At 43.7% G+C, this 24,432-nt stretch carries 14 protein-coding genes; 7 read left to right on the plus strand and 7 right to left on the minus strand.

The window, feature by feature from the left end; all coding sequences use genetic code 11:
* Positions 1-60: 60 nt before the first annotated feature.
* Complete coding sequence (mfd, locus tag DL796_RS10205) at positions 61-3,525, minus strand: transcription-repair coupling factor (protein ID WP_110201606.1); 3,465 nt, start codon at positions 3,523-3,525, stop codon at positions 61-63.
* A 182-nt stretch (positions 3,526-3,707) separates the two neighbouring features.
* Between mfd and DL796_RS10210 the strand changes: the two genes are divergently transcribed.
* Positions 3,708-5,042, plus strand: a complete 1,335-nt coding sequence (locus DL796_RS10210; RefSeq protein ID WP_110201607.1) for a hypothetical protein — start codon at positions 3,708-3,710, stop codon at positions 5,040-5,042.
* A 207-nt stretch (positions 5,043-5,249) separates the two neighbouring features.
* Positions 5,250-7,283, plus strand: coding sequence for a GGDEF domain-containing protein (locus DL796_RS10215; protein WP_170114250.1), 2,034 nt, complete (start codon positions 5,250-5,252; stop codon positions 7,281-7,283).
* A gap of 162 nt (positions 7,284-7,445) precedes the next feature.
* On the opposite strand, the gene DL796_RS10220 is transcribed toward DL796_RS10215, so the two are convergent.
* Together DL796_RS10220 and DL796_RS10225 are read right to left on the minus strand one after the other, a co-directional pair.
* A complete protein-coding gene (locus tag DL796_RS10220) occupies positions 7,446-9,362 on the minus strand; it encodes a cation:proton antiporter (RefSeq protein ID WP_110201609.1) in 1,917 nt (638 codons plus the stop codon).
* A gap of 147 nt (positions 9,363-9,509) precedes the next feature.
* Positions 9,510-10,715 (minus strand): HD-GYP domain-containing protein, encoded by a 1,206-nt coding sequence (locus DL796_RS10225; RefSeq protein ID WP_110201610.1) that lies wholly within the window; start codon positions 10,713-10,715, stop codon positions 9,510-9,512.
* Positions 10,716-10,950: 235 nt separating this feature from the next.
* On the opposite strand from DL796_RS10225, the gene DL796_RS10230 reads away from it, so the two are divergent.
* The gene (locus tag DL796_RS10230) at positions 10,951-11,271 is read left to right on the plus strand and encodes a YeaC family protein (RefSeq protein ID WP_227593059.1); all 321 of its coding nucleotides are present in this window, start codon (positions 10,951-10,953) and stop codon (positions 11,269-11,271) included.
* Between the two features lie 98 nt (positions 11,272-11,369).
* Here DL796_RS10230 and ansA read toward each other — a convergent pair whose 3' ends face one another.
* Together ansA and DL796_RS10240 are read right to left on the minus strand one after the other, a co-directional pair.
* Entirely contained in the window at positions 11,370-12,383 is a 1,014-nt protein-coding gene (gene ansA / locus DL796_RS10235; protein WP_110201612.1) for an asparaginase, read from the minus strand.
* Positions 12,384-12,490: 107 nt separating this feature from the next.
* Complete coding sequence (locus tag DL796_RS10240; protein WP_110201613.1) at positions 12,491-13,795, minus strand: amidohydrolase; 1,305 nt, start codon at positions 13,793-13,795, stop codon at positions 12,491-12,493.
* A 139-nt stretch (positions 13,796-13,934) separates the two neighbouring features.
* Here DL796_RS10240 and DL796_RS10245 point away from each other — a divergent pair, with 139 nt between their 5' ends.
* Positions 13,935-14,579: a site-2 protease family protein gene (locus tag DL796_RS10245; protein WP_110201614.1), complete on the plus strand. Its 645-nt coding sequence runs from the start codon at positions 13,935-13,937 to the stop codon at positions 14,577-14,579.
* A gap of 15 nt (positions 14,580-14,594) precedes the next feature.
* Entirely contained in the window at positions 14,595-15,041 is a 447-nt protein-coding gene (locus tag DL796_RS10250; RefSeq protein ID WP_110201615.1) for a hypothetical protein, read from the plus strand.
* Positions 15,042-15,678: 637 nt separating this feature from the next.
* Here the strand turns inward: DL796_RS10250 and DL796_RS10255 are convergent.
* On the minus strand, positions 15,679-18,093 hold the full coding sequence (locus DL796_RS10255; protein WP_110201616.1) for an acyl-CoA dehydrogenase: 2,415 nt from the start codon (positions 18,091-18,093) through the stop codon (positions 15,679-15,681).
* Between the two features lie 172 nt (positions 18,094-18,265).
* Between DL796_RS10255 and DL796_RS10260 the strand changes: the two genes are divergently transcribed.
* Together DL796_RS10260 and hrpA are read left to right on the plus strand one after the other, a co-directional pair.
* Positions 18,266-19,129: a hypothetical protein gene (locus DL796_RS10260; RefSeq protein WP_110201617.1), complete on the plus strand. Its 864-nt coding sequence runs from the start codon at positions 18,266-18,268 to the stop codon at positions 19,127-19,129.
* A gap of 98 nt (positions 19,130-19,227) precedes the next feature.
* Positions 19,228-23,115, plus strand: coding sequence for an ATP-dependent RNA helicase HrpA (gene hrpA, locus DL796_RS10265; RefSeq protein WP_110201618.1), 3,888 nt, complete (start codon positions 19,228-19,230; stop codon positions 23,113-23,115).
* Here the strand turns inward: hrpA and DL796_RS10270 are convergent.
* A complete protein-coding gene (locus DL796_RS10270; protein ID WP_110201619.1) occupies positions 23,112-24,389 on the minus strand; it encodes a diguanylate cyclase in 1,278 nt (425 codons plus the stop codon). The two genes, hrpA and DL796_RS10270, sit on opposite strands and share 4 nt — an antisense overlap.
* Positions 24,390-24,432: the final 43 nt, after the last annotated feature.

Here is a 24,432-nt window from a genome sequence, read left to right on the forward strand (position 1 = left end):
CACCCCATATGGAGCAATGAGTTTAACACGAAATTGGTATATGCCTAGCCCTAGTTGTGGCTACTTAAGCTTCTCAAATACCAGCCTTATCGCTTTTAGTAAGGGTTTAAGCTCTTCTTCTTCAGTTAGAATTTTAAGAATGACGTTTTGTTCAAAACGGTATAAAGCTGGGTTCATCTGTATCAACTTAATGATTTTAGTCGGATCGATAGGACTATCCTGATTAAAGCGAATACGAACACCTGAGTGCACTAAATCGATTTTGCTAATTCCTAATGGCACCGCCTCGAGAATAAGCTCGTTAATGGCAAACAGGTTTTTAAGTTCTGGCGGTAAAATGCCAAAGCGGTCGATAAACTCGACTTGTAAGCGATCTAACTCGTCGATTGTCTTGGCGCTAGCAATACGCTTATAAAGCGATAGTCGAGTTGCCACATCACCAATATAATCGTCAGGAATGATGGCTGAAACGCCTAGTTCGACTTCCGTTTTCTGGCTAAGAGTTTGCTGTAAACTCGGCTCCTTGCCTTCTTTAATGTCTTTAATGGCTTGCTCAAGCATGTCCATAAACAGGGTAAAACCTACCGCCTGCATCTGACCAGACTGCTCCTCACCGAGTAATTCACCAGCACCGCGAATTTCTAAATCGTGAGTCGCTAGGGTAAAGCCTGCGCCTAAGTCCTCTAACGACGCGATGGCGTCTAAGCGTTTTTCAGCGTCGCGTGTAATCTTTCTCTCGGCAGGCGTAAGCAGGTAGGCGTAGGCCTGGTGATGTGAGCGGCCAACGCGTCCGCGCAGTTGATGCAGCTGTGCTAAGCCAAATTTATCAGCACGATCGATAATCATGGTGTTGGCATTGGGATTATCGATACCTGTTTCAACAATTGTTGTACACACCAATAGATTAAAACGCTGGTGATAGAAATCGCGCATGACTTGTTCTAACTCGCGTTCACGCATTTGCCCGTGGGCAAACTGTATTCGTGCTTCCGGCAGCAGCTCTTCAAGCTCTCGCACCGTTCGCTCAATACTTTCAACGCTATTATGCAGAAAATAGACTTGTCCGCCACGAAGAATTTCACGTAAAACAGCTTCGCGGATAAGCGCTTTGTTGTGCTCACGGACAAAGGTTTTGACCGATAAACGTTTGGCCGGTGGCGTTGCGATGATGGACAGATCTCGCATGCCAGACATTGACATATTTAATGTTCTTGGGATTGGTGTGGCTGTCAGCGTTAAAATATCCACCTCTGAGCGGTATTTTTTTAGTTGCTCTTTTTGGCGCACCCCAAAACGGTGTTCTTCATCAATAATTAGCAAGCCTAAGCGTTTAAATTTAACGTCTTGCTGTATGATTTTATGGGTACCCACCACAATATCGACGGTACCATCTTCAAGCCCTTTTAGCGTTTCTTTGACTTCTTTGGCAGTAGCGAATCGTGAAAGAGCCGCGACTTTGATTGGCCAATCGGCAAACCGATCATTAAAGTTTTCGAGATGTTGCTGTGCGAGCAGGGTGGTTGGCACTAAAACCGCCACTTGTTTGCCAGCGTGAGCAGCGATAAAGGCAGCACGCAGGGCAACTTCTGTTTTACCAAAGCCAACATCACCACAAACTAAACGATCCATTGGCTGTGGCGCAGTCATATCTCTAATGACTGAGTTAATAGCCGTGACTTGATCGGGCGTTTCATCAAAACGGAATTCACTACTAAAGCGATTATATTCAGCTTCATCGAGTGGGTAAGCAAAGCCTTTCTTGGCTTCTCGGCGCGCATAAACATCAAGCAACTCGGCAGCAACGTCGCGTGCTCTTTCCGCGGCTTTGGTTTTCGCTTTATCCCAACTTTCTGTACCCAGTTTATGCCATGGAGCTAATTCAGGGTTAGTGCCTGAGTAGCGGCTAATGAGGTGTAGGGACTGAACGGGGATATAGAGTTTATCGCCACCAGAGTATTCGATCATTAAATACTCAGCTTCCAAGTCACCACTAGCGAGTTTCTCAAGGCCACGGTAACGCCCGATTCCCTGTTCAACATGAACCACAGGATCGCCTTCTTTTAGCTCTGCCAGATTACGGATGACATCTTCGGCTTGAATCGATGGCTTTTGGTCGCGCTCAACGGTTCGTCGCTGAATGGCTTGTTCGCCAAACAGCTCCATCTCGGTGATAACGGCTAGTTTGCCGACTACAAAGCCTTGAGTTAATGGGGCTACGCCGACTTCTACACGGTTTTCGGTAACATTTTGGCTTGAAGACTCCCAACTATTCGAAACTTGGGTATGTATGTCATGTCGCTCAAGCAGGTCCTTCAAGGCTTCGCGGCGCCCTGGGGATTCTGTGGCAATTAAGGTCTGACCTTGCCAATGGCTCAAGAAATTCCGCAAGTGGTGTGCAGGATCTTCAGCTTTATGCTCAATTGGCATTTGTGGCACTGGGCTTGTCAGAGATTCTTGATCAGGCGACGAGGGCTCTAACCGAATACGAATGCTATTTTTCAGTAGGCCATTAAGCTGGTCTTTTTCTAAATACAGCTCTTTTGGTTCGAGAATAGGCCTTTCGATATCATGGCGTCGCTGCTGATATCGTTCGTTAATTTCATCCCAATAACTGTTGATAGCCTCATCATGCACTCCTAGCGAGCAGATTATTGAGCTTTCAGGCAAATATTCAAAAAGTGTTTCGAGGCCGTTTTCATCGAGCTGATTAAAAAACAGGGGCAAGTAGTACTCGATCCCTGCAGGCGCGTTACCTTTACTGACCTCTTGGTAAAGCCAAACTTTTTGTAGATCTACATCGAAAGCACTTCGAAAGTTCTGACGAAAAGTTTCAATTCCTTCTTTATCTAAAGGAAATTCTTTCGCAGGGAGTAGCTCGAAATTGTTGATGGTTTCTTCGGATAGCTGACTTTCTGGGTCGAAATATCGAATAGTATCAATCTCGTCATCGAAAAAATCGATACGAAGCGGCTTATCGCAGCCCATAGGGAAAACGTCAAGAATTGAGCCACGAACCGCAAACTCACCATGTGAGTAGACTTGATTTACGGCATGGTAGCCGTGTTGCTCAAAGAGGCTCCGCACTTCATGCATATCCAGCTCTTGGCCTGTACGCATGATTAAACTGTTTTGCTCAATATACTGACGTGGCGGGAGCTTAAGCAGTAGGGTGCTTACGCTAATTAAGACAATGCCCTGTTTTAAACGGGGAAGCTGATAAAGCGTCAGCAGTCGCTGGGAGACGATATCTTGGTGTGGGCTAAAGTTATCGTAGGGCAGTGTTTCCCAGTCTGGGAAACTGAAAACAGGGAGTTTGGCTTCCGCCTTAGCATCTTTGCCGAGAAAATACTCAATTTCGAGCTGCAAATGCCACACCTGTGACGCTTCATTACAAATTACAACAAGCGGCCGATCTGATTGCTTGGCTTGTTCTACAATTGCAAGCGCACGGCTTGAACCAGCAAAGCCTTGCCAGTGGTTAATAAAGTTCTTTTTGTTTTGTAATGTGGGCAGAGCTAATAGCATGAACAGCCTTTTGAATCGTTGCTTTTGGTGTTTGTCGCTGGCGAATTATAGCGATCTTAGACAAGCGTGAACAGTAATTGAACAAGTATTTGCACAAAACTTCCATTCTGGATAAGGTATTGGAATCTACCACCTATACCTAGCTTATTAATCAAAAGCTATGAGTAACCATTTAGGCCAGTATGAATATAAGTTTTGAACACGCCAAGGACTTTTCGATAACACCGGCTCTATTTATAGCCGGTTGGAAGGTATGGTTTAAACGATTTTCAGAGCATCCACAGCAGTGGAAGTACGCCAAGATGCCACTCGGGGAGAGCGATGATAGCCTCAGCGAACTAATTCGGCAACGAAGCCGTTTTAGCTTAGAGGTGCTCGCGCGAATGATGGTGCCGTGGGCGTATCGTAATAGTTCACAGGTAAGCACTGAATTTGTCCGCCAATACTCAAAGTGGTTGGAGTTAACATCTATCACTGATGATAATGGCAAAGAGGTCGAAGCCGCTTGTTTAACGGAGCGTGCGGTCGAATACTGGGATAGCCTAGCTTTTGTGGTTCAAGACGACTTTATGAATTACGCGGAAGCGCGTGTGCAGGCAGATATTGAAGCTCCATCCAGCGATCCTGTGGTTCTTGACGATCAGGGCATTGAACTAATTGGTGAAGATACCTATCCACCTTTTGTTCCGTCTGCTGATGCAACTGACGATGAGTTTATAAGAGCCTTAGTGCAATGGATAGACGATGCTCCCCATCAACCTATTTATTTGAAAAAGCCAGTCGGAGATGCGGTTGCAGGCTGGAACCAACGCTTACTTCGATTCTTTTGGCCTAAACCTAGAATTGGTTATGGTCTCTACGAAGCCACAATTGATCCTCTGTATTATCGCGCAATTGAATTAGCGAAAAGTGTAGATAGTTCTGACTCTGTAGAGGGACAAGTGCCTTGGGATAAAGAGTGGCGACACATGGCCGTTAAAACAGCTGTTGAGCTATTCGACGTTAGCGGTACGCCTCAAAAAGATGTCACGCTTGAGAATGTTCATCATGTTATTGAAGCCGCTTTAAATCAAGACGAAAACTCTACCGCTAAGATGAACTCTGGTTGGTCATTCCTCGCTTCTGCTGCAACATCCTATTTGGATTATGAAGAAGGGCGACTGCCAATGGTTTGGTGGTGCAGTCGCGTCGCTAGCTCTATTATTTCACGCTTAGATTTTTTACTTGCAGAAGCCGGTGTAACTGAACTAGGCGAACGCTTTAAAAATATAGGAACTGTTCCAGGGTATGGTGGCACACGCCCACGCCAATACACACTAGAGTGGCCCGCAGGTTATCGCTCATGGAAAACCCAAGTTGCAGGAAGCAAACTAGCAAATCAGATAGTGCATATTCTGAATACAGAAACCAAAGCTAACGGCGAAAAACGTTACGCTCCAATGCCATTACCTGCTGGTGGAGAAGGGCCTTGGACTATTACAGGTGTGCAGCGTGTTTTGTTTTCAGACGGCTATTAATTGTGCGTCTATAATACCTCATTTTATATTATTTTGCTTCTTCAAATTGTTTGATAAAAAGGATTAGATAGAACCTTGAGCTGGTTGTTTTTTATACATATTTAGTTTTTTTTGCGGTGGACTTGCGTACTTAGACTGTTATTATGGTCTTAGGCCATAAAGATTAGAATAATTATTCAGAAAATGTTTCTCACCATAAATAACTTAATGTCTGTTGTACTTGTTGGATTCGCTATCATTTATAGCTCAATAACGGTTGCTTTTGCTCAAGAGGAACATATAACCGCAAACCCTGAGCCCCCCCTAGAGAAGGCTGTTACTTTAGAAGAGCTAGAAAAGTTGGAAGCCTACCCAGATGCATATCAGGCCATGTCACCAGAGGCTCGTATCGACTGGTTAAACTCCCAAGTAGAACAAACTGATGACGCGGTTGAATTATACCGATTTAGACGCTCTTTAGCCTTTGAATATTTTTCTCACTTTCAAAGCCCCGAGGCGGATAAATATTGTCAGTCAAATGCACCATTGTCCTTTGATTTAGTTTACCGCTATCTATGCGCTATGGCGGCTGATGAATCTTATGAGACGACCATTGATACTTATTTAAAGCTGTATGAGGATGCGACTGAGGTCGGCGACGAGGTGATTATAGCCCAGGTTTTAATGACTTTAGGTTGGGAGCAGTCTGGAAATGGCGATATTAAGCAAGCTTTTGAAAGTTATAACGAAGCCTTATCACTTGGAGAACACCTCGATTTTTACGCACTGAATGATGCAATGGCGAATCTTGCTTCGCTTTATGTGATCCATGGTGACGAAAATTATGTGAGCAAAGGGATTGAATTACATAAGAAAACGATAAAAAGACTCCAACAAAAAATTCAAGATGAGCCAGGTGAAGCTACCTATCTTAAATCCAGCCTTGTAGTAGCCCGTTTTAATACTGGCGTGGCTTATGCGCTCCATTTACGCGATTATGGGGAGGCGCTGAAATGGTTTAAGTTAGTCAATTCAACAGACATCAGTCTTCCTAATGTAAAATTATCCTCACTGCTGTTTTCATCTATGTCTGCGGCATATCTCGATGAATTTGTCGAAGCCGAGCAATACTTAGCCGAGTCTTATAAGCAGCCTGAAGTCGACAGTACAGAGTTTTACTATTTGTATTGTTACCGCGAGTTAGTGAGGCATAAGATAGGTAAAGATGCGGATATGAATGCGTGTTTACCCTTACACGACAATACTCCTTTAGAAGTTAAGATTGATGTTTATAAGAGAATTTCGGAATTAGACGACGAATCACTTCGTAGTCAGGGGCAAGAGCATTTTTATCAATTGTTCATTGATAAGCTTGAGAAACGCCTTAAACAGTCATCTTCGCCAGTTGCTTCCACAGCGGAGCTTTATCGACAACAGCAAGAAGACCGGTTGAAAAATGAGCTTCTTGAAAAAGAAGTGGCTCTTAAAACAGCACAACAAAAACAAATCGAAGGACAATATCGCCTCGTCGTAGCAATGTCTTTTATTCTGATACTTTTAATGCTGTTGGTTTATATTCGATTTAGCCAGAAGCGACGTTTAGCAAGACAGTATAAAGAGCTTAGCATTGTTGACACTTTAACTGGCCTTAAGAATCGACGCTTCCTTGAGCAAAATATCGAGCGAGAGCTGGGTTATATTAAGCGCACTCAAGGGACAAAGGAAAGCAATGAGCTAGGTATTTACCTAATCGATATCGATCATTTTAAACAAGTGAACGACACTTATGGGCATGCCGCTGGTGATAAGGTTCTGATCGAGTTTGCCCGCCGCATCAATACAGCAATCCGCGATGTTGATTTGTTCGTGCGCTGGGGCGGTGAAGAGTTTCTTCTAGTGGCACGACTGGAGCATGGTCAGAAAAGCATGATGGCTTTAGCAAACAGGCTTTCAGAAGCCGTAAAGCAGGCTCCGTTTAAAGCTGATGAAAATACTGAAATTGAGGTTACTTGCACTATTGGTGCGGTTATCTATCCTTGTGCCGATAAGAGCACCATGGATATTAGCTGGAATAAATTAGTTAAGCTTTCAGATATGGCGCTATATTACGGAAAACATAAACAAAGAGACTGCTGGGTATGTATCGAGTCGATTGTGCAGCCAGAAAGCTGGGACAGGCTTCTAGCGCAAGACTTTGCGCAGTTAGTCGAGACTAGGGAAGTGACGGTTAGCTCTTCTTTCGAAAAATCAGAAGAAGAATAAGAACAGTTACTGCACTTAGGTTTTAAGAAATGACCGACAAGAGGTTAGTTTGTTGGTCAATCCCTAATGCTTTTCTTCTTTTCAGTACTTCTCCAGAGTTGTCGAGAAGCAACTAATGTCTATCAAGCAAACTCAATCATTGATAAAAGTGTGCATTGACGACTAATCATCATCAATGCTTTTCTCTTTATCTGCTAAGGTCTTTAGTTTCTTCTGACCCTTGTTCGCTGGGTTATCATTCGGGATATTTTTCTTATTGTCTGGGTCGTGCACCAGTGCAATGATCTTAGTACCACTATCGATATTTTTACCCGTTTCTGATGAAAATACCTGCAGCGAACCGCTTTTATCGATCATAAAGAGTGCGATATGGTTTTTATTGTCAGCACGATATTGTTCATAACTGTAGTTATCAGTAATGTTGGTTGTTTTAATTTTAGCGTTGTTGGCGATCATACTGGCTAGCTTGCCATAGTTAACCTCTTCACCGAACAACCAAGCTGACTGCCAATAATCTGTACGCTCTTGGCGACTGTTCTTTTTCTCGCCATTTTGCTTGTTTTTACCATTATTTTTAGAGCGGTCGTCGTTAAATTTCAACCGGTATATATTTTTCTTGCCGAAGTCGTGGCGATAATTAATTTCGCACAAGGTATTCAGTTCACGATCCATACTCATGGCGAAAAGGTGTCCGAACCCAATTAAGTCTAAGTTGCGATCCGCGTGGTCTGAGACTGGGTTACCAAAATAGGTTTTAACACCTTCCATGCGCGCGCGTGAGATGTTGGTGTAGTTGTTGTGCGCCATGATGACATCAAAACCTGAATCGCGAAGCGATTGAGCGACCTTCAAGGCCACAGGGTTACTGCCAATAATTAATACACCGTTATCGGAAGCTTCGCGAACATTGAGCAGGTTGCCGATAGGTTTTGCACCAAGACTTTGAATAAGCACTGTGCCAATAATGATAACGAAAACCAAAGGTACCAAATATTCTGTGCCCGCAAGGTTGTACTCTTCGAGTTTGATGGCAAATAAAGAAGAGATTGCTGCCGCGACGATACCGCGTGGTCCAATCCAGCTAATCATCAGTTTTTCATTTAACTTAAGTTTAGAGCCAATGCTTGATGCCCAGACTGAAATAGGGCGAGCCACAAACATCACTACGGCTAAAAGAATTAAACTTGGGATGCCGATAGAAAGTAGGCTTTCTAAATCTAAGCGAGCCGCTAAGACAATAAACAGTACCGAAATTAGGAGTAGGGATAGAGATTCTTTAAAATCAAGTAGGTCGTCTTTCTCAAACTTTGGCCAGTTAGCTAAGGCGACACCCATGATGGTCACGGTTAAAAGGCCTGACTCATGTTCGATGTGATTCGAAATTGAGAATAACAACAAGACAAAAGCTAGCGCGAATACGTTTCGTAAGTACTCTGGAATTAAGTGCTTTTTAAATAAGACAGCTAAAACATAGGCACCAATCATTCCGATAACACTACTGATGAGTAATATCTCACCAAAAACTAGCAATGCGTGATCGCCCGAACCGCCTGAAATAATGTATTCATACACGAGTACTACAGCGATAGCACCGATAGGGTCGATGATAATACCTTCCCAACGAAGAATATTGCTGATGTTTTTATTGGGGCGTACACTGCGCAAAATAGGGACAATCACGGTGGGGCCGGTGACACAGACCAAAGCACCAAACAAAATTGCTATTTTAGGGTCCATTTCGAATAAGAAATAGGCGACTAATGACACTATGGTAATCGTAATTAGCACCCCAACGGACACTAACAATTGTACCACCCGCCCGTGGCTTTTAACCTCGTGAAACTCTAGAGTTAGTGAGCCCTCGAAGAGAATTACCGCAACACCAAGCGATATAAAAGGGAAGAGTAAGTCGCCTAAGGCTTGGTCAGGATCGAAAAAACCAAAGACAGGGCCGATAACGATGCCGATCAGTAGCAATAATAGAATCGAAGGTTGTTTTAAGTACCAAGATAGCCATTGGGCACCGATGCCCAGTGCCAAAATTCCAGATAATATAAGGGCAAGGTCGAGTGTAAGCATAGTGTTGGTGATTAGGTCCGTTATGGATTGAGTATATGCAACGTATGACTTGTTTGAATGTGCTATATGATGATGGACTCGGGGCTATGTGTCCAGTAAAAGCTTAAAAGATCTGTTTAAAATGGCGGTAGGTAAAGGCTCAATAAGCTAGCATTGATGGGTAGTTTGGATGTATTGACGCATGTCAAAGCCCATAGCACCATCGGGAAGTGATACAGCAATTTTATAGACATTGCCCTCAGCATCTTTTGGTTTTTTCCGTAAATCTATAATGATAGAGCGCTTTAGTTTTCCATCTTTGTCTTGCACCAACTCAACCTTGGGCAGCAACTTATGTTGGCGGTGAGTGGAAGTGACGATTCCAATTTCGCCATTAGTCATGCGCACTAAACTGCCCGGCGGATATATCCCAAGCATCTGAATAAACTTACCCACTAGCTTGCCATCAAACTGCTTATCCCTTTGGTCAAAAAGAATCTTTAACGCTTCACGTGGAGACTTGCTCAATTTATAAAGCGTTTCGCTCGTCATTGCATCGTAGGCGTCAATGATACTGATGATTTTGCAATATAGGCTTAAAGGCGTCTGCACTTGGCTTTTTGGATAACCATTGCCATTAAAGTGGATATGATGATTTTTAATGACGTCCTTGATGGTGGCATGAATCTCGCTATCATGGATGACTAGCTCGTGTCCGAGTATGGTGTGCTTTTGCATCACTCGGTATTCGGCTTCATTCAATGGACCTGGTTTATTGATGATATCATCAGGGATTTGTGTCTGGCCCAAGTCATGTAGCAAACCACAGAGCCCCAACAGCTCGAGTTCCGCTTTACTCATGCCAAGATATTTTCCGAAGGCAATTGCTAAAACTGATACGCGCAAGCTGTGTTCAGCAGTATGTTGGGTTCTATCTTTAATTCTAGTGAGCCAGAAGAGGGCATTTGCGTTAGAAAGAATGCTGATCATACAGCTGTTCACAATGCTCTTGCTTTGTTTTATATCTACCGTAAGCCCCAGCTTCGCAGACTCGAATAGCTCTATGGTAAATTCTCTAGCCGCTTGAAATGTGGAAGAAGCGCGAGGTAGTTCATGATGAATCGGTGTGTTTTCGGGTAAAGTACTACTTGAAGTGTGCTCGGAAAGTTCTTGTTTTTTCTTTTCCCACAGGAAAGCATCAATCTCAATATACACGTATCTACAATATTCTTGCAGAATCTTTAGTTCTCGCTCTGTTGTGATTTCGAACTTTTGAAAAGCGATAGGAACATCTGTCCAAGGCCTGTCGAGTTCAACGACAAACATACCGATATCAATTGATTCAGTAGGCACTTTAGCCTTGATTAACGCCATGGACAGCTCTTATATGGTGGTTGTAGCTTCCCCATACTGCAGAATTTCGCAGTAAATATTGTTAACTATATCACAAAGCTTTTGTGAATCAATGGCTTGTTTTGGGCTTCTCATGCTTAATCTGGTAAGGGATTCCAGGCGAATTAAGCTTTATTTCTTAATCCCAATCTGGCCACTGGCAAATTATCAATAAATTCTGCATAATTGCGCCAATCTTGCTTTATTTTATATCACTATGGACTTCTCAAGACTGGTAGATACATTAACTCCTGACATGATCGAGCGTTTCACAAGTGCTGTTGAAACCGGAAAGTGGCCTGATGGCACTAAGCTAACGGATCAACAGAAAGAAACCTGTATGCAGGCGATTATGCTTTATAAAGCAAAAAACTCGAGTGATGAGGAAGAGCCTTTTACCGTAACAAAGGAAGGCAATATGGTTACTGGTAAGAAAATGCGTGCTGAATACCCTGGTCAGTCTTCCAACGAGCGTGAATCAAAAGAATCCTTTATTGTTGATCCGAGTTTAATCATCCCTAATACCAACAAGCATTAATTCGAAGAAACTTCCCAAGAATTAAAGCTTTGCGACATTAATAAGGCGACAGTTTCTTGTCGCCTTTTGTATCTTGAGCCAAAGCTCTTTAATCGTTTCTAATTGCTGAGTTCGCCACGCAAACTTACAACCATATTGTCACGAATGGTCTCTACATCAAGTCCGCGACTGAATAGGTAATACAGTTTAGCCAATGCCGCTTCGGTAGTCATATCGAAGCCAGAGGTAACCCCCGCATCCATCAGAACCTTGCCAGTTTCATAAGTGCTCATGTTGACGGAGCCTTTTAAACACTGAGTACAATTAACGATAACCATACCTTGCTTGGTGGCATTTTCGATAGCCTTCATCAGTGGTTTATTGCTGATTGGCGCATTGCCCGAACCAAAGCTCTGCAAAACCACGCCGTCTAAGTCCTGAGCTAAAAAGTCGCGAACTAACTCATCAGAAATTCCGGGGAACAGGGTCAATATGGCGATTTTTGGCGATGCAAAGCGTCTAACCGTAAGTTCTTTGCTTTTGTGCTGCCACAACAAATGGTCGCGAACTTTAATGGTGCTGCCGATACTGGCGAGTGGCGGCATATTGGGTGAACTAAAGGCAGCAAAACCGTCCGCATCAGTTTTTCTTGTACGATTTCCGCGGTGTAAATGATCGTGGAAAAATAAGCTGACTTCTGGGACCGGATAGTTTGCGGCCAGGTACATGGCGTTGATGATATTGTCTCGCGCATCCGTTCTTAACTGAGTTAAAGGAATCTGCGAGCCTGTGAAAATGACTGGCTTTTGTAAGCCTTCGAGCATGAATGATAGGGCAGATGCGGTGTAAGCCATGGTATCAGTACCGTGCAGCACCACAAAGCCATCGTATTGCTCATAATTACGCTCAATATCCTCAGCAATCTTATGCCAGTCTTCCGGCGACATATTAGCTGAGTCGATAGGCTCTGCATAATCGTGAATCGTAATTTCCGGCATATCAGGGTGCTGGAATTCAGGGAAGCTCTGTAGTGTCGCTCCGAGAAAGCCTTTTTGTGGTACAAACCCTTTAGCGCTAGGTTTCATACCAATGGTGCCACCGGTATAAGCGATATAGACCTTCTTTTTTGCCATGTCTTACATACCAATCATTAATTAACGAAAATATCTGGTGGGGAGTATAGCGGTAAGCAGGAAAGATAAAAAGGGCATAACTTTAGTGTATGCCCTTTTGTTGTGAGCTAGTCAGCGTTGGCTTGCATATAATCGAGTGCGAGTTGTGATAAAGCTTCTACCCCTAATTTCATACCGGATTCATCAATAAAGAAATCTGGTGTGTGGTGTGGCGCCGCTTTGGTGGCTGGTAAATCTTTGGGCTTTCCCCCTAGGAAAAAGAAGATGCCGGGAACTTCTTGTGCGTAGAAAGAAAAATCCTCAGCGCCAGTGATTGGGGCAATGATTTGCACATTCTCAGCGCCTGCTACAGCTTTGAGGGTAGGTAGCATTTTATCTGTCAGCTCAGGATCGTTATAAGTTACAGGGTATGCGGAAGAGAAGGGTAAGTCGACTTCGACTTTAGCGCCCATAGTATCGCCAATTAATGTGGCTTTCTTGCGCACTAACTCATGAATCTGCTGACGATCATATTCGCTTAAGGTTCTAATGGTACCTAACATTTCGACTTTTTCAGGAATAATGTTGGAGCGTACGCCACCATGAATCGAGCCCACTGTTACGACCGATGCTTGTTGTGTCAGTGGCATGTGGCGACTGACAATAGTTTGTAGGCTGTTAATGATTTGCGAAGCGGTAACGATAGGATCGACCGAGTCCCAAGGTGTAGAGCCATGAGCTTGTTTGCCATGAATCGTAATTTTAAAATCGTCTGAACTCGCCATGATGCCACGTTTACGGACATTAATGGTGCCGACGTCGGTGCCAGCTGCAATGTGTAAGCCAAAAATTACATCAACATCAGGGTTCTTAAGTACACCTTCTTTCACCATTAACTCAGCACCGCCTTCTTCGCCGGGCGGCGGGCCTTCTTCTGCGGGCTGGAAGATAAACTTAATCGTGCCCGGCAACTCAGATTTCATGCCGGTTAAAATTTCAGCCACGCCCATTACGATGGCGACGTGAGTATCGTGACCACAGGCATGCATAACAGGCACTTCTTTGCCCATGTATTCACCAGTTGCGGTAGAAGCGAAGGGTAAATCGACGCGTTCTTTAACCGGTAAAGCGTCCATATCGGCACGTAGAGCAACTACTGGGCCTGGCTTGCCACCTTTTAACACTGCGACAACGCCGGTGTGAGCGACGCCTGTTTCGACTTCTAAGCCAAGTGCTTTAAGGTGTGTAGCGATGTATTGACTGGTTTTAAACTCACGATTACCAAGTTCAGGGTTTTGATGTAAATGACGGCGCCATTCGATAACTTTATGCTCGATTGCCTCTGCGCCAGATTGTATTTGTTTATGGGTACTTGCTTGACTGACAGGGTGCGCTACTGCTAATGCCAATAAGCCAAAGATAAGTGTCTTCATAGTCGCTCTCCGTTTTTAATTACTTTTACAGCCTTTACTAGAAAAATGCAAACTGGTTCACACTTGCAAAAAATTGTCACAGGCCATAGATTGCAATCATCTATCCTCACAGTGCACTTAAAATTAATAGAGAACTAGCATGCTTCCACTTTTATACAACGGACAATACGCGATATTTGCGATTGTACTTTTTGTTATCATCTTCTCGCTGACGCTACACGAGTTTGGCCACGCATATTCAGCTAAACTTCTTGGCGATGACACCGCTGAAAAAATGGGTCGACTAAACCTAAACCCCATTAACCACATCGATCCAGTGGGCCTAATCGCCGTGGTTTTAATTGGTTTTGGTTATGCCAAGCCAGTACCCGTAACGCACCGCAAGCTTCGAACTAACTGGGCGAGTGCCGCTGTTGCCGCTGCCGGCCCATTGATGAACTTCCTAATAGCTCTAGTCGCCGTTAATTTACAGGCCGCCGCTTGGGTGTTTGATATCGGCGCGCTGCAATCACAAGTCGCGCAAACATCGCTCACGTTCCTCGCACTAATCAACATCCTACTGATGTTATTTAACCTATTACCGATAGGGCCTCTCGACGGACACTACGTCATGGAGTGGTTATTACCGAAATCATTAAAATATAAATACCATCAACTAAACGGCAAATACGGCACCATGTTCTTCATGGCCCTAATTGTGCTCAGTATATTAGGGGTACCGATTTTTAGTTTCTTATGGAGTGCCGCGCAGACCATGTCGGGGTGGATTAATTTTGTTGTTTGATTAAAGGAGTTTTTTGTGGAAGTCTTTTTTACTATTGTCGCTGGTGTTGGTGTTTTTACTATTGGGCAGCTCGTCTTGAAGCTATGGATAGAACCTGTAGCTGAGTTTAAAGCTTTACAGGTAGAGGTGATTACAAAATTAAAAAGAGATGAGGGGATAATTATATCATCAATTGATTATAGTCGCTTTGAGCAAGATGAAGTTTACAAGCAAAAGTGCGAAGAACTGTCTAACTCCTATTTTGATCTATCAGCTAGGATATCTGGAAATAAAGACATAATTCCTCTTTATAGTTTTGTAAGTTATCTTTCTAAACTCCCCAATAGCAAAGATTTGCTTCTTTCAAGTCAAAACTTGAATTATATAGGAAATACATTAGTTAGGGATGCAGAAAACTCGAGTGTTACACGGCACAAGCTCTGTAAAGAGGTGCTTGATATATTTGGTTATAAAGAAAAATAATGATTTCGCTTCTTAAGCGAGTTACTTTCTCTTGCGTGGTCAAGAGAAAGTAACCAAAGAGAAGACCACCCTATATTGAGGTCATGCAAGCATGACTTCCTAGTTTCATAGCAAAATACTAAACGCATCAGAGTTTACAGCACTTCCCTGTGCTGAAAACTCTTATCAAAATCGTCCTGATTTTGATTGCTATATTTTGCTATGAAGCTAGCTCAATTTAAGGGAAGTAAGTTACTTGATGGGCCACTAATTCCCCTTGGAGTTAGCTGAGTGATAAAAAGTTATAGCGCAAATTTGGCAAGGAGCGCCAAATTTAGTCAAAACGAATAGGTGACTTTATGGAATCCCTCGAAGGGGAATGTTGAGTTTGACGGCGCGTCAGTAACTTTTGTGAACGAAGGAAGCCTGAAAGGCCTAACGACGGGGTGGCATTCTTTTGGCTCCTTTTCTTAGCCATTTAAGAAAAGGAACTCGATAAAAATCGAAAACTTAGGTCGAAGAAATAATGAATATAAAAAAGCCGCTTACTTTTCAGTAAACGGCGTTTGCACGTCTTCGCGAGGGAGCGAAGCGACTGTGGCGATCCCTTGCTATCTAGAGATTGCTGCGACCTAAAGGTCTCGCAATGATGGAATCATTAAGCCTCTGAGTCGTGATGCTTCATTTCTTCAGGGCTGAAATCATCAACGTTGATAATCTCTAAGCGTGCTTCTTCGGCATCGAGAACTAGCTGATACTCGTCTTGAGTAATGTGGCCAGCGTCGAGTGCTTCTTTGGCGAAAGGAACCACTTGGTGGTTGCCTGCTCGTTTGCCGAGTGCTTTCGAGAATTTCTTGACGATTGGCTCCATTTCAAGTTGTAAGCGTAGTGCTTTATCAACTTTCCATAGGTTGCTGTACTCGGACTCTGATTTGTAAGCACCGTGAGTCAGCTCTTCGCGCATAGCGCCTGGTTCTTGTAACTGGCGCGCGAGTTTACGCTGTAGTTTGTCCGATGGTGGCGAAAGCGGTAATCCCAGCGGGAAAACGATGAGTCTTAGGGCTTTACCTAACCAGCCAATTGGGAAGTTCTTTAAGACGCCATCAGCCGCCATTTGTGTTTCGTATAAGCAGTGCTCTAACGACCACTGAACGATTTCTTTATCGTGCTCAGGGCGGCCCTTGTCGTGGTAGAACTTCAACACAGAGCTTGCGATATAGAGGTTACTTAGCATGTCACCTAAACGACCAGAAATCATTTCGCGACGTTTAAGTTCGCCACCTAAGACGCCCATGGTGACATCTGACAAGAAGGCTAGGGCGCTTGAGAATCGAGTGATGCGCTGATAATAGCGGCCAGTGAAGTCAGACTGTGGTTTCTTCACCAGCAAGCTGGCGCTTAATCCTAACCAGAAGGTGCGGATCTTGTTACTCATGGCAAAACCAAGGTGACCGAATAAGGCCTTGTCGAAGTCTTTAACGGCTTCTTTGCGGTTTTCGTTTTGAGTCGCTTGAATTTCTTTTAATACGTAAGGGTGGCAACGAATTGAGCCTTGGCCGTAGATAATTAAGCTACGAGTTAGGATGTTAGCACCTTCGACCGTAATCGAGATAGGCGCGCCTTGGTAGGCTCGTGCTGCATAGTTTTTAGGCCCCATCATAACGGCTTTACCGCCATGAATATCAACACCATCGCAGGCTATATCGCGCGCCATGTCTGTGGTGTGACACTTTACAATCGCCGAGGCAACTGATGGCTTTTCACCACTGTCGATACCGGCTGCAGTGAAGGTACGAACCGCGTCGATAAGGTAGGTTTTACCGGCAATTCGTGCTAACGCTTCCATCACACCTTCCATGTAGCCGACTGGCACATTGAATTGGCGACGGATTCGAGCGTAAGCGCCTGTGGTGTAGGCAATCGTTTTTGAGCCGCCGGTTGCACTTGACGGCAATGAAATGGCGCGACCTGCTGATAAACAGTCGACCAGCATTCTCCAACCTAGACCTGCATTTTTAGGGCCACCAATAATGTAATCTAAAGGCACAAACACATCTTTACCGGTAGTCGGGCCGTTTTGGAATGGCGTGCTCATTGGATAGTGACGACGACCAATTTCAACACCGTCAGTATCTGTAGGGATTAAGGCACAAGTAATACCCAGGTCTTCTTTGTCACCAAGCAAGCCTTCTGGATCATAAAGCTTAAAGGCTAAACCGAGTAGGGAAGCTACTGGCGCTAGAGTGATATAACGCTTATCCCAAGTCAGTTTCATACCAACAACTTCTTCACCATTCCACTGACCTTTACAGATAATCCCTTTATCAGGAATACCGCCTGCGTCAGAGCCAGCTTCTGGTGCTGTTAGTGCGAAACATGGCACTTCTTGACCTTTGGCTAAGCGTGGCAAGTAATAGTCGCGCTGCTCTTGCGTACCATAGTGCATTAATAGTTCAGCAGGACCTAACGAGTTAGGCACTGAAACGATACTTCCAGCTGTCGCGCTTAGCGAGTTAATCTTGGTCAGAACTTGCGACTGGGCATAAGAGGAGAAGCCTAGACCGCCGTATTCTTTAGGGATGATGAAGCTGAAGAAACCGTTGTTTTTAATGTAGTCCCAGACTTCTGGCGGTAAATCACGATCAATGTGAGTGATCTGCCAGTCGTTAATCATGCTACACAGTTCTTCAACAGGGCCATCTAAGAATTCTTGCTCATCCTTAGTCAGCTTGGCTTTCTCAAAGCTATGGAAGCGTTTCCAGTTCGGTTTACCACCAAACATTTCTGCTTCCCACCACACAGTACCAGCGTCGAGTGCTTCCTGTTCAGTATCAGAAATACGTGGCATGATACCTTTGAACACATCAAGCAGCTTAGCCGACACTTTGCGGCGAATAGGGCTTAAGTTTAGTGGTACGAAAATAATCAGGAAAATGGCCCAATGTACATACGGAATACCGTCGTATAGGCTCCAAAGCACCAAAATACCAGCTAGAATTAAGCTAGTAATTTTGAGGCTTGCGCGATGATAGAGCGCTATCATCAAGGTTAGAAGTAATATTATAGTTAACATAGCAACCTCTTGGATATTAAACTTCTTTCAGTCTAACACAACTGCTCGTACCAGTTGAAGTGAATTTTTAGGGAACTGCTAATTCTGTGGGATCGTCTGTAAAGACTTGATGTTAAACAGGTTTTGTAAGACTATGGCACAGTTTTATAAAGGTTAACGGGGTAACTATTGAATGAAACGTCTGGCAGTGGTAATTGTCCATGGGATTGGCTCAGAAAATAAGCATTATTCAACGGAGTTTAAGCACCGTGTGGTTGAGCGTTATTTAAAGGGCAACGGGCATGAACGCCGTGAGGATGACTTATTGTTTCATGAAATTTATTGGGGCGATTTGTTGCAGCATGACAATGATGATTTGCTGGATACCCTCGATTATCGTAAAGAACTGACCTACACCGCATTTCGCCAGCTGTTTATAGATTCTATGAGCTTGGGCCTAGCTTATAATCGTCACGATGAGCAGGGGCTTTATCAGCTTATCCATAACCGTATCGCTGAAAGCATGAAAAAACTTGCTTCACACCGACATGTTGACCCAGACAATACCCCTGTGGTGCTTTTAGCGCACTCTTTCGCTTCAGTTATCATGTCGCACTACATTCAAGACATTAATCAGGCCAAAGACAGTGCGAAATTTAGCCAGCTGAGTCATCTCGAAAGCTTCAGAACTTTAGCCGGAATTATTACCTGTGGTAGTCCGTTAGCGATTTATGACAGTTTGACACAGCGCTTACCGAGCCCTATCGATAAAGTAGGTAGTGAAACTGACCCAGCGCTGGTTGAGCATGTAAAATGGTTAAATTTTTATGACAAAGATGATGTAGTCGCTTATCCTATGAAGAACATCAGCGACGAGTACCATAGAGTCGTCAGCGAAGACTTAGAAATCAACGTCGGCAGTGCCAGAACATCGTGGAATCCAGCCTGCCATACTGGTTACTGGGAAGATAAAGACTTTTACCGACCAGTTGCTGACTATTTAGGCGAATTAAGAGCTGTAAAAGAATTTTGGGATTCGTCTGATAACCCAAACTAAATGCTCTAAACGTTACAATCGTCTGTCATAAAGAGTTTTTCTGAAAAGCGTATTGTCTAAAAGAGATCTGCCAAAGAAAATTAAATCTAAAGAGAATTATGTCTGAAAAGAATTCGGCTATCAGTCTGAAGGATTGTTTATTAAGCGATCTATCCAATATTAATAATCTTCAGAAAGCCATTAAAAAGCGCACCCAACAACAGCTACCAGCAACTAAGCTCGAAGAAAAGCTTAGTAAGCTAATGCACGATTCGTCGAAACTTGTGAGCCAGCGCGACGCCATTATCCCTAAAAACATTGAGTATGATGATGGCTTACCCGTTTCTCAATCCAGAGAAAAAGTTGCCCAGCTGATTAAAGACAACCAAGTTGTGGTGATAGCTGGTGAAACAGGATCGGGTAAAACAACTCAGCTGCCTAAAATCTGTCTTGAGCTAGGCTTGGGCCGAAGAGGGCGTATCGGTCATACCCAACCACGACGTGTGGCAGCGACCAGCGTTTCACGTCGTATTGCTGGAGAACTTAAAAGCGAGATCGGTCAGGTCATTGGTTACAACATTCGTTTTAATGATCAAACCAACGCTGTCACTCCTGTAAAAGTTATGACTGACGGTGTTTTGTTGAATGAAATTATTCATGATCCGTTATTACTACAGTACGACGCCATCATTATCGACGAGGCTCACGAGCGCAGCCTAAATATCGACTTTTTACTGGGTTATTTAAGGCAGCTAATTGCAAAACGCTCAGACATTAAAATCATCATTACGTCAGCAACTATTGATGTTGAACGTTTTTCTGAGCACTTCAAAACCAATGGTAAACCTGCGCCAGTGCTGGAAATTAGTGGTCGTACTTATCCCGTAGATGTTTGGTATCGACCTAATGATGAAGAAAATCCGCTACCACAAACCGATCATATTGGTCATGCGGTAGAAGAAATTATGGCGCATGGGCCGGGAGATATTTTGATATTCCTGCCTGGTGAAGCCGATATTCGCGATACCGCGAAACACCTGCGCAAAGAAGCTTTTAAGAACTGCGAAGTATTACCATTATATGCTCGGTTGTCGATGTCTGAACAAGAGCGTATTTTTAAACCTTCTGGCGGAAAACGGCGTATCGTACTTGCGACTAATGTGGCGGAAACTTCTTTGACCGTGCCAGGAATACGCTACGTCATTGACCCAGGTTTGGCGAGGATTAGTCGTTATTCGGTGCGCAGTAAGATTCAGCGTTTACCGATCGAGAAAATCTCCCAAGCTAGTGCGAACCAGCGTAAAGGTCGCTGTGGCCGCGTGGCTGAGGGTGTTTGTATTCGACTTTATAGCGAAGAAGATTTTAATGAGCGCAAAGAGTTTACCGATGCAGAAATTCTAAGAACTAACTTAGCTGCGGTAATCTTGCAGATGAAGCAGTTGAAGCTTGGTGATATCGAGGCCTTTCCATTTATTGATCCGCCGGCGGATAGGCAGGTCAGCGATGGTCTTAATCTACTGAACGAGCTACAAGCCATCAGCAAAGATAAAGAGTTGACTCATATTGGCCGACAAATGGCGCGATTGCCGATTGAGCCACGTTTAGCTCGCATATTGCTAGAAAGCGAAGAAAGGAACTATTTAAGCTATGCACTGGTTTTAGCCGCCTTTTTATCCGTAAAAGACCCACGCGAGTGGCCATTCGATAAAAAAGAGTTGGCTCAACAAAAGCACGCTAAATATAAGCATAAAACTTCTGATTTTATCGCCATCATTAATTTGTGGAACCACCTGCATGAACAACAGGCCGAGCTCAGCAATAGCCAATTTCGCCGTTATTGTGGCGAAGAGCTTATTAACTTTAATGCGTATCGTGAATGGAAAAGTACTTATCGTCAGCTAAAAAGCCTGATGCAACAGTCAAAATCACACAAAAAGCTAACCCCGAAAGAGTGGCAGACTGCGGAGTTTGAGCAAGAAGATCCTGTGTTTTACCAAAACCTGCATCAAGTATTACTCAGTGGATTGCTCAGTTTTATCGGCCAAAAAGATTTAGAAAAAGGCTATCAAGGTACTCGCCAAAGTAAGTTCATGGTGCATCCACAGTCTACCAATTTTAAAAAGCAGCCTGCCTGGTTGGTGACTTTCGAGGTTGTGGAAACGACCCAAGCTTATGCGCGGATGACGGCGGCTATCGAGCCTCTATGGTTAGAGCAAATCGCTAAGCATTTAATTAAAACTCACTATTACGACGCACACTGGAGCAAGAACCGGGGAGCGGTTGTTGCTGAAATGCAGCAAACCTTGCTTGGCCTGAAAATTGTTACTAATCGAACTGTTAATTACAGTGCTGTTGAACCGGAGCTTTGCCGCGAACTATTTATTCTGCACGCGCTTGTTCGACAAGATTTAGAGTCAAAACAGCCTTTCCATAAACATAATGTACAGGTTAAGAAAGATGTTGAGCAAGAAATTGCCAAGGCTCGCCAAGCAGACCTTTGGGCGGATGAAACCACTATTGCACAATGGTTCGAACGCAAGTTACCTGATCACATTAACAGCGTAAAAAGCCTGAATAACTGGCTCAAAAAAGATCCGAAGAAGCATAACGCCTTAATCAGTCTTTCAGCTGATGTTTTATTACCTCAAGAGCAAGAAGAGGACAAAGGACTTTATCCTGAGTTTATAAAAGCGAAGGGTGTGGAGCTACCACTAAAGTATCACTTTGAGCCTGGTCATGAAAAAGATGGCGTTACAGTACGCCTGCCGCAATCCCTTGTTGGACAGTTTAGTGATGGTGATTTTGAACGTTTGGTTCCAGGCTTGCTGGAAGAGAAGATAGAGTTTCTGATCCGCTCTCTACCTAAGCGCTTTCGTAAAAACTTTGTGCCAGTGCCAACTTTCGCTAAAGCCTGTTATGAAAAGGTTTTAGAGAGCAAAGGGCGCTTGGTGGATATCATTACCAAACACCTATTCACCATGACGGGCGTAATTTTACCGCAAGAAGCATGGTCTGAATTAAATCTTCCTGAGCACTTCTTAATGCGTTTTGAAGTGGTTAATGATGCCGGAAAATTGCTGTATAGCTCTCGAAGTTTGGAAGCTAAACCTCGCAAGGTGGAAAAGGCTAAGTCCAAACCTTCGAAAAAAGTTAAAAATGTGACTTATACTTCTTGGCCTGAGGAGTTTGTACAGAAGGGCACTATGCAGGAGGCGGGGACTGACATTCCTATTTTTAACGCGATTGAGGATGCAAAGGATAAAGTTAGAATCATACCAGTGGTTAATCAGCGCCAAGCTGAGAAAACTCACATTCGTGGCGTTTGCCGCTTAATGGCTTTGTCCGAAAGTAAGACCTTTAGTTATCTACAGAAGAAGTATCATAACCGACAGCAGTTAATGTTAGCTTGCGCTTCGTTATACTCGCCAGAGGATTTGATTAACGATGTCATGATGTCTGTAATTAAAGACCATGTATCTCGTAAGGTTCCTTATGATAAAGCTGGCTATGATAGTGTTTTAAAAGAGGTGCAAGAAAACATTGTACCTGACTCAAACAAGATCTTAGATCAGCTTGTTGGCACACTAAAACAACGAAACAGCTGCTTAGCCGATGCCAAAGCTTTAGGCAAAAACTTTTCAGCAGCTTATGACGATATCAAGCAGCAGCTTGAATTTCTGTTTCAGCCAGGCTTTTGCTATCGCTTCGGGGCGGAGCATGTGCGAGACTATGCGCGTTATTTAAAAGCCATACAGCTTAGGCTGGAGCGTATTAAACATAATCCGCTTAAGGATTTGCAGATTATGCAGCAATACCAACCTTGGTTAGAGCAAGTAGAACAGCTGGAGCAAAACCAGAAGATTCCACAGTTTGAAGTTGATGAGTATTGCTGGATGTTGCAGGAATATCGGATTTCGCTATTTGCACAAGGGCAAAAGACGCGTTTTCCAATTTCGAGTAAAAGGTTGCAGAAGTTTATTGATAATTTAAACCGAGAGTATATTTAACGAGTCATTCTAAGGGGTTCTTCGCTTCGGATGACTCGATTTCGGCCTGTTTCTTTCGCTCGATACAGCGCCTTGTCAGCATCTTCGATCATGTCATTTAAGTTGTACTTAATGGTTGAGCAGATACCAATACTAACGGTAACTTGAAGCTTATGATCTTCAGCATCAATCACTGCATCACTAATCTTTTCTCTAAGCTCATCAAAGTACTCCAACGAATGCTGAGCGGACATACCATTCATGTAAAGACAGAATTCTTCGCCGCCGAATCGAGCTACTACATCGGACTTACGTATTGAGTTTTTAATAATATGTGCCACTTCTCGCAACACGGCATCGCCAACGGAGTGGCCGTAGTTATCATTTACGGATTTAAACTTATCAATATCAATCATGGCGCAAGTTACAGCCGTTTCATGGCGCCAAGCCGAATCATGCATAGCCTCGACCACCTCAAAGAAATGACGTCGGTTAGGCACGTTGGTCAAATAATCAAAACTTGCCGCTGTGGCGAGTTTCTGGAAAGTATTAAGGCTATCGAGATAGGAGTTAATACGCAGGTAAAACTCCTCAGCTAAAAAGGACTGCTTAATAATAAAGTCATCGGCGCCGTGTTTGAGGAAATTAGCCGCCATAATGGTTTGGCCGGCTCCAGACATTCCCAAAATAGCCAGTTCTTGCTTGCTGTAAATACGGCGTAAGCGACGCGTAAGTTCACAACCATCCATACCCGGCATCTGATAGTCTGTAATAACCATCTTCACATCTGGGTGATACTTTACATACTCGAAAGCTTCTTTGGGGTTGGTAAAGTGAAGAACCTTGTACTTATGAACTTTTAATAGAATTTGTAACAGCTTGGCTGAAGTTCGTGAATCTTCAACGATAACAATTTTATTGTCGGGGTTACGCTCTAGGCGTGTGAGCGTCTCTACGATCTCATTGATGACATAGCGATCGTTTTTGATCACATAATCAACAACCTTTAAGCGCCAAAAGCGAGAACGCAGCGAAGCTGTAATATCACTAATTAATACGATGGTAGGGATGTCTTGCTTGCGGAAAAGTTCTACTGCTTCGCCTTTTAGCGCATCGCGCAATCGATAACTGACTAAACAGGCGTGAATGGTGTCTGGATCGAGGTGTGACAACAGGGTAGTCGCCTCTTTTAGGGTGCTACAACTGATAACACCGAAAGAAGTGTGTTCAATAATTTGCTTTTCTACTATCGCGCAAAAAAACTTACTGTCGTCAACAACTATAACTTTTTTCATTAGATCCTTTGCCAGTATCAGTATTCCCGTCGGCAACGATTAT

This window comes from Kangiella spongicola (genome assembly GCF_003194565.2).
In the GTDB taxonomy this organism is placed as follows: domain Bacteria; phylum Pseudomonadota; class Gammaproteobacteria; order Enterobacterales; family Kangiellaceae; genus Kangiella; species Kangiella spongicola.

What these genes read in the sequence shown, in the direction of transcription:
- mfd (WP_110201606.1), bottom strand. Translation starts at nt 3,525, where the DNA reads ATGCTATTAGCTCTGCCCACATTACAAAACAAAAAGAACTTTATTAAC.
- DL796_RS10210 (WP_110201607.1), top strand. Translation starts at nt 3,708, where the DNA reads ATGAATATAAGTTTTGAACACGCCAAGGACTTTTCGATAACACCGGCT.
- DL796_RS10215 (WP_170114250.1), top strand. Translation starts at nt 5,250, where the DNA reads ATGTCTGTTGTACTTGTTGGATTCGCTATCATTTATAGCTCAATAACG.
- DL796_RS10220 (WP_110201609.1), bottom strand. Translation starts at nt 9,362, where the DNA reads ATGCTTACACTCGACCTTGCCCTTATATTATCTGGAATTTTGGCACTG.
- DL796_RS10225 (WP_110201610.1), bottom strand. Translation starts at nt 10,715, where the DNA reads ATGGCGTTAATCAAGGCTAAAGTGCCTACTGAATCAATTGATATCGGT.
- DL796_RS10230 (WP_227593059.1), top strand. Translation starts at nt 10,951, where the DNA reads ATGGACTTCTCAAGACTGGTAGATACATTAACTCCTGACATGATCGAG.
- ansA (WP_110201612.1), bottom strand. Translation starts at nt 12,383, where the DNA reads ATGGCAAAAAAGAAGGTCTATATCGCTTATACCGGTGGCACCATTGGT.
- DL796_RS10240 (WP_110201613.1), bottom strand. Translation starts at nt 13,795, where the DNA reads ATGAAGACACTTATCTTTGGCTTATTGGCATTAGCAGTAGCGCACCCT.
- DL796_RS10245 (WP_110201614.1), top strand. Translation starts at nt 13,935, where the DNA reads ATGCTTCCACTTTTATACAACGGACAATACGCGATATTTGCGATTGTA.
- DL796_RS10255 (WP_110201616.1), bottom strand. Translation starts at nt 18,093, where the DNA reads ATGTTAACTATAATATTACTTCTAACCTTGATGATAGCGCTCTATCAT.
- DL796_RS10260 (WP_110201617.1), top strand. Translation starts at nt 18,266, where the DNA reads ATGAAACGTCTGGCAGTGGTAATTGTCCATGGGATTGGCTCAGAAAAT.
- hrpA (WP_110201618.1), top strand. Translation starts at nt 19,228, where the DNA reads ATGTCTGAAAAGAATTCGGCTATCAGTCTGAAGGATTGTTTATTAAGC.
- DL796_RS10270 (WP_110201619.1), bottom strand. Translation starts at nt 24,389, where the DNA reads ATGAAAAAAGTTATAGTTGTTGACGACAGTAAGTTTTTTTGCGCGATA.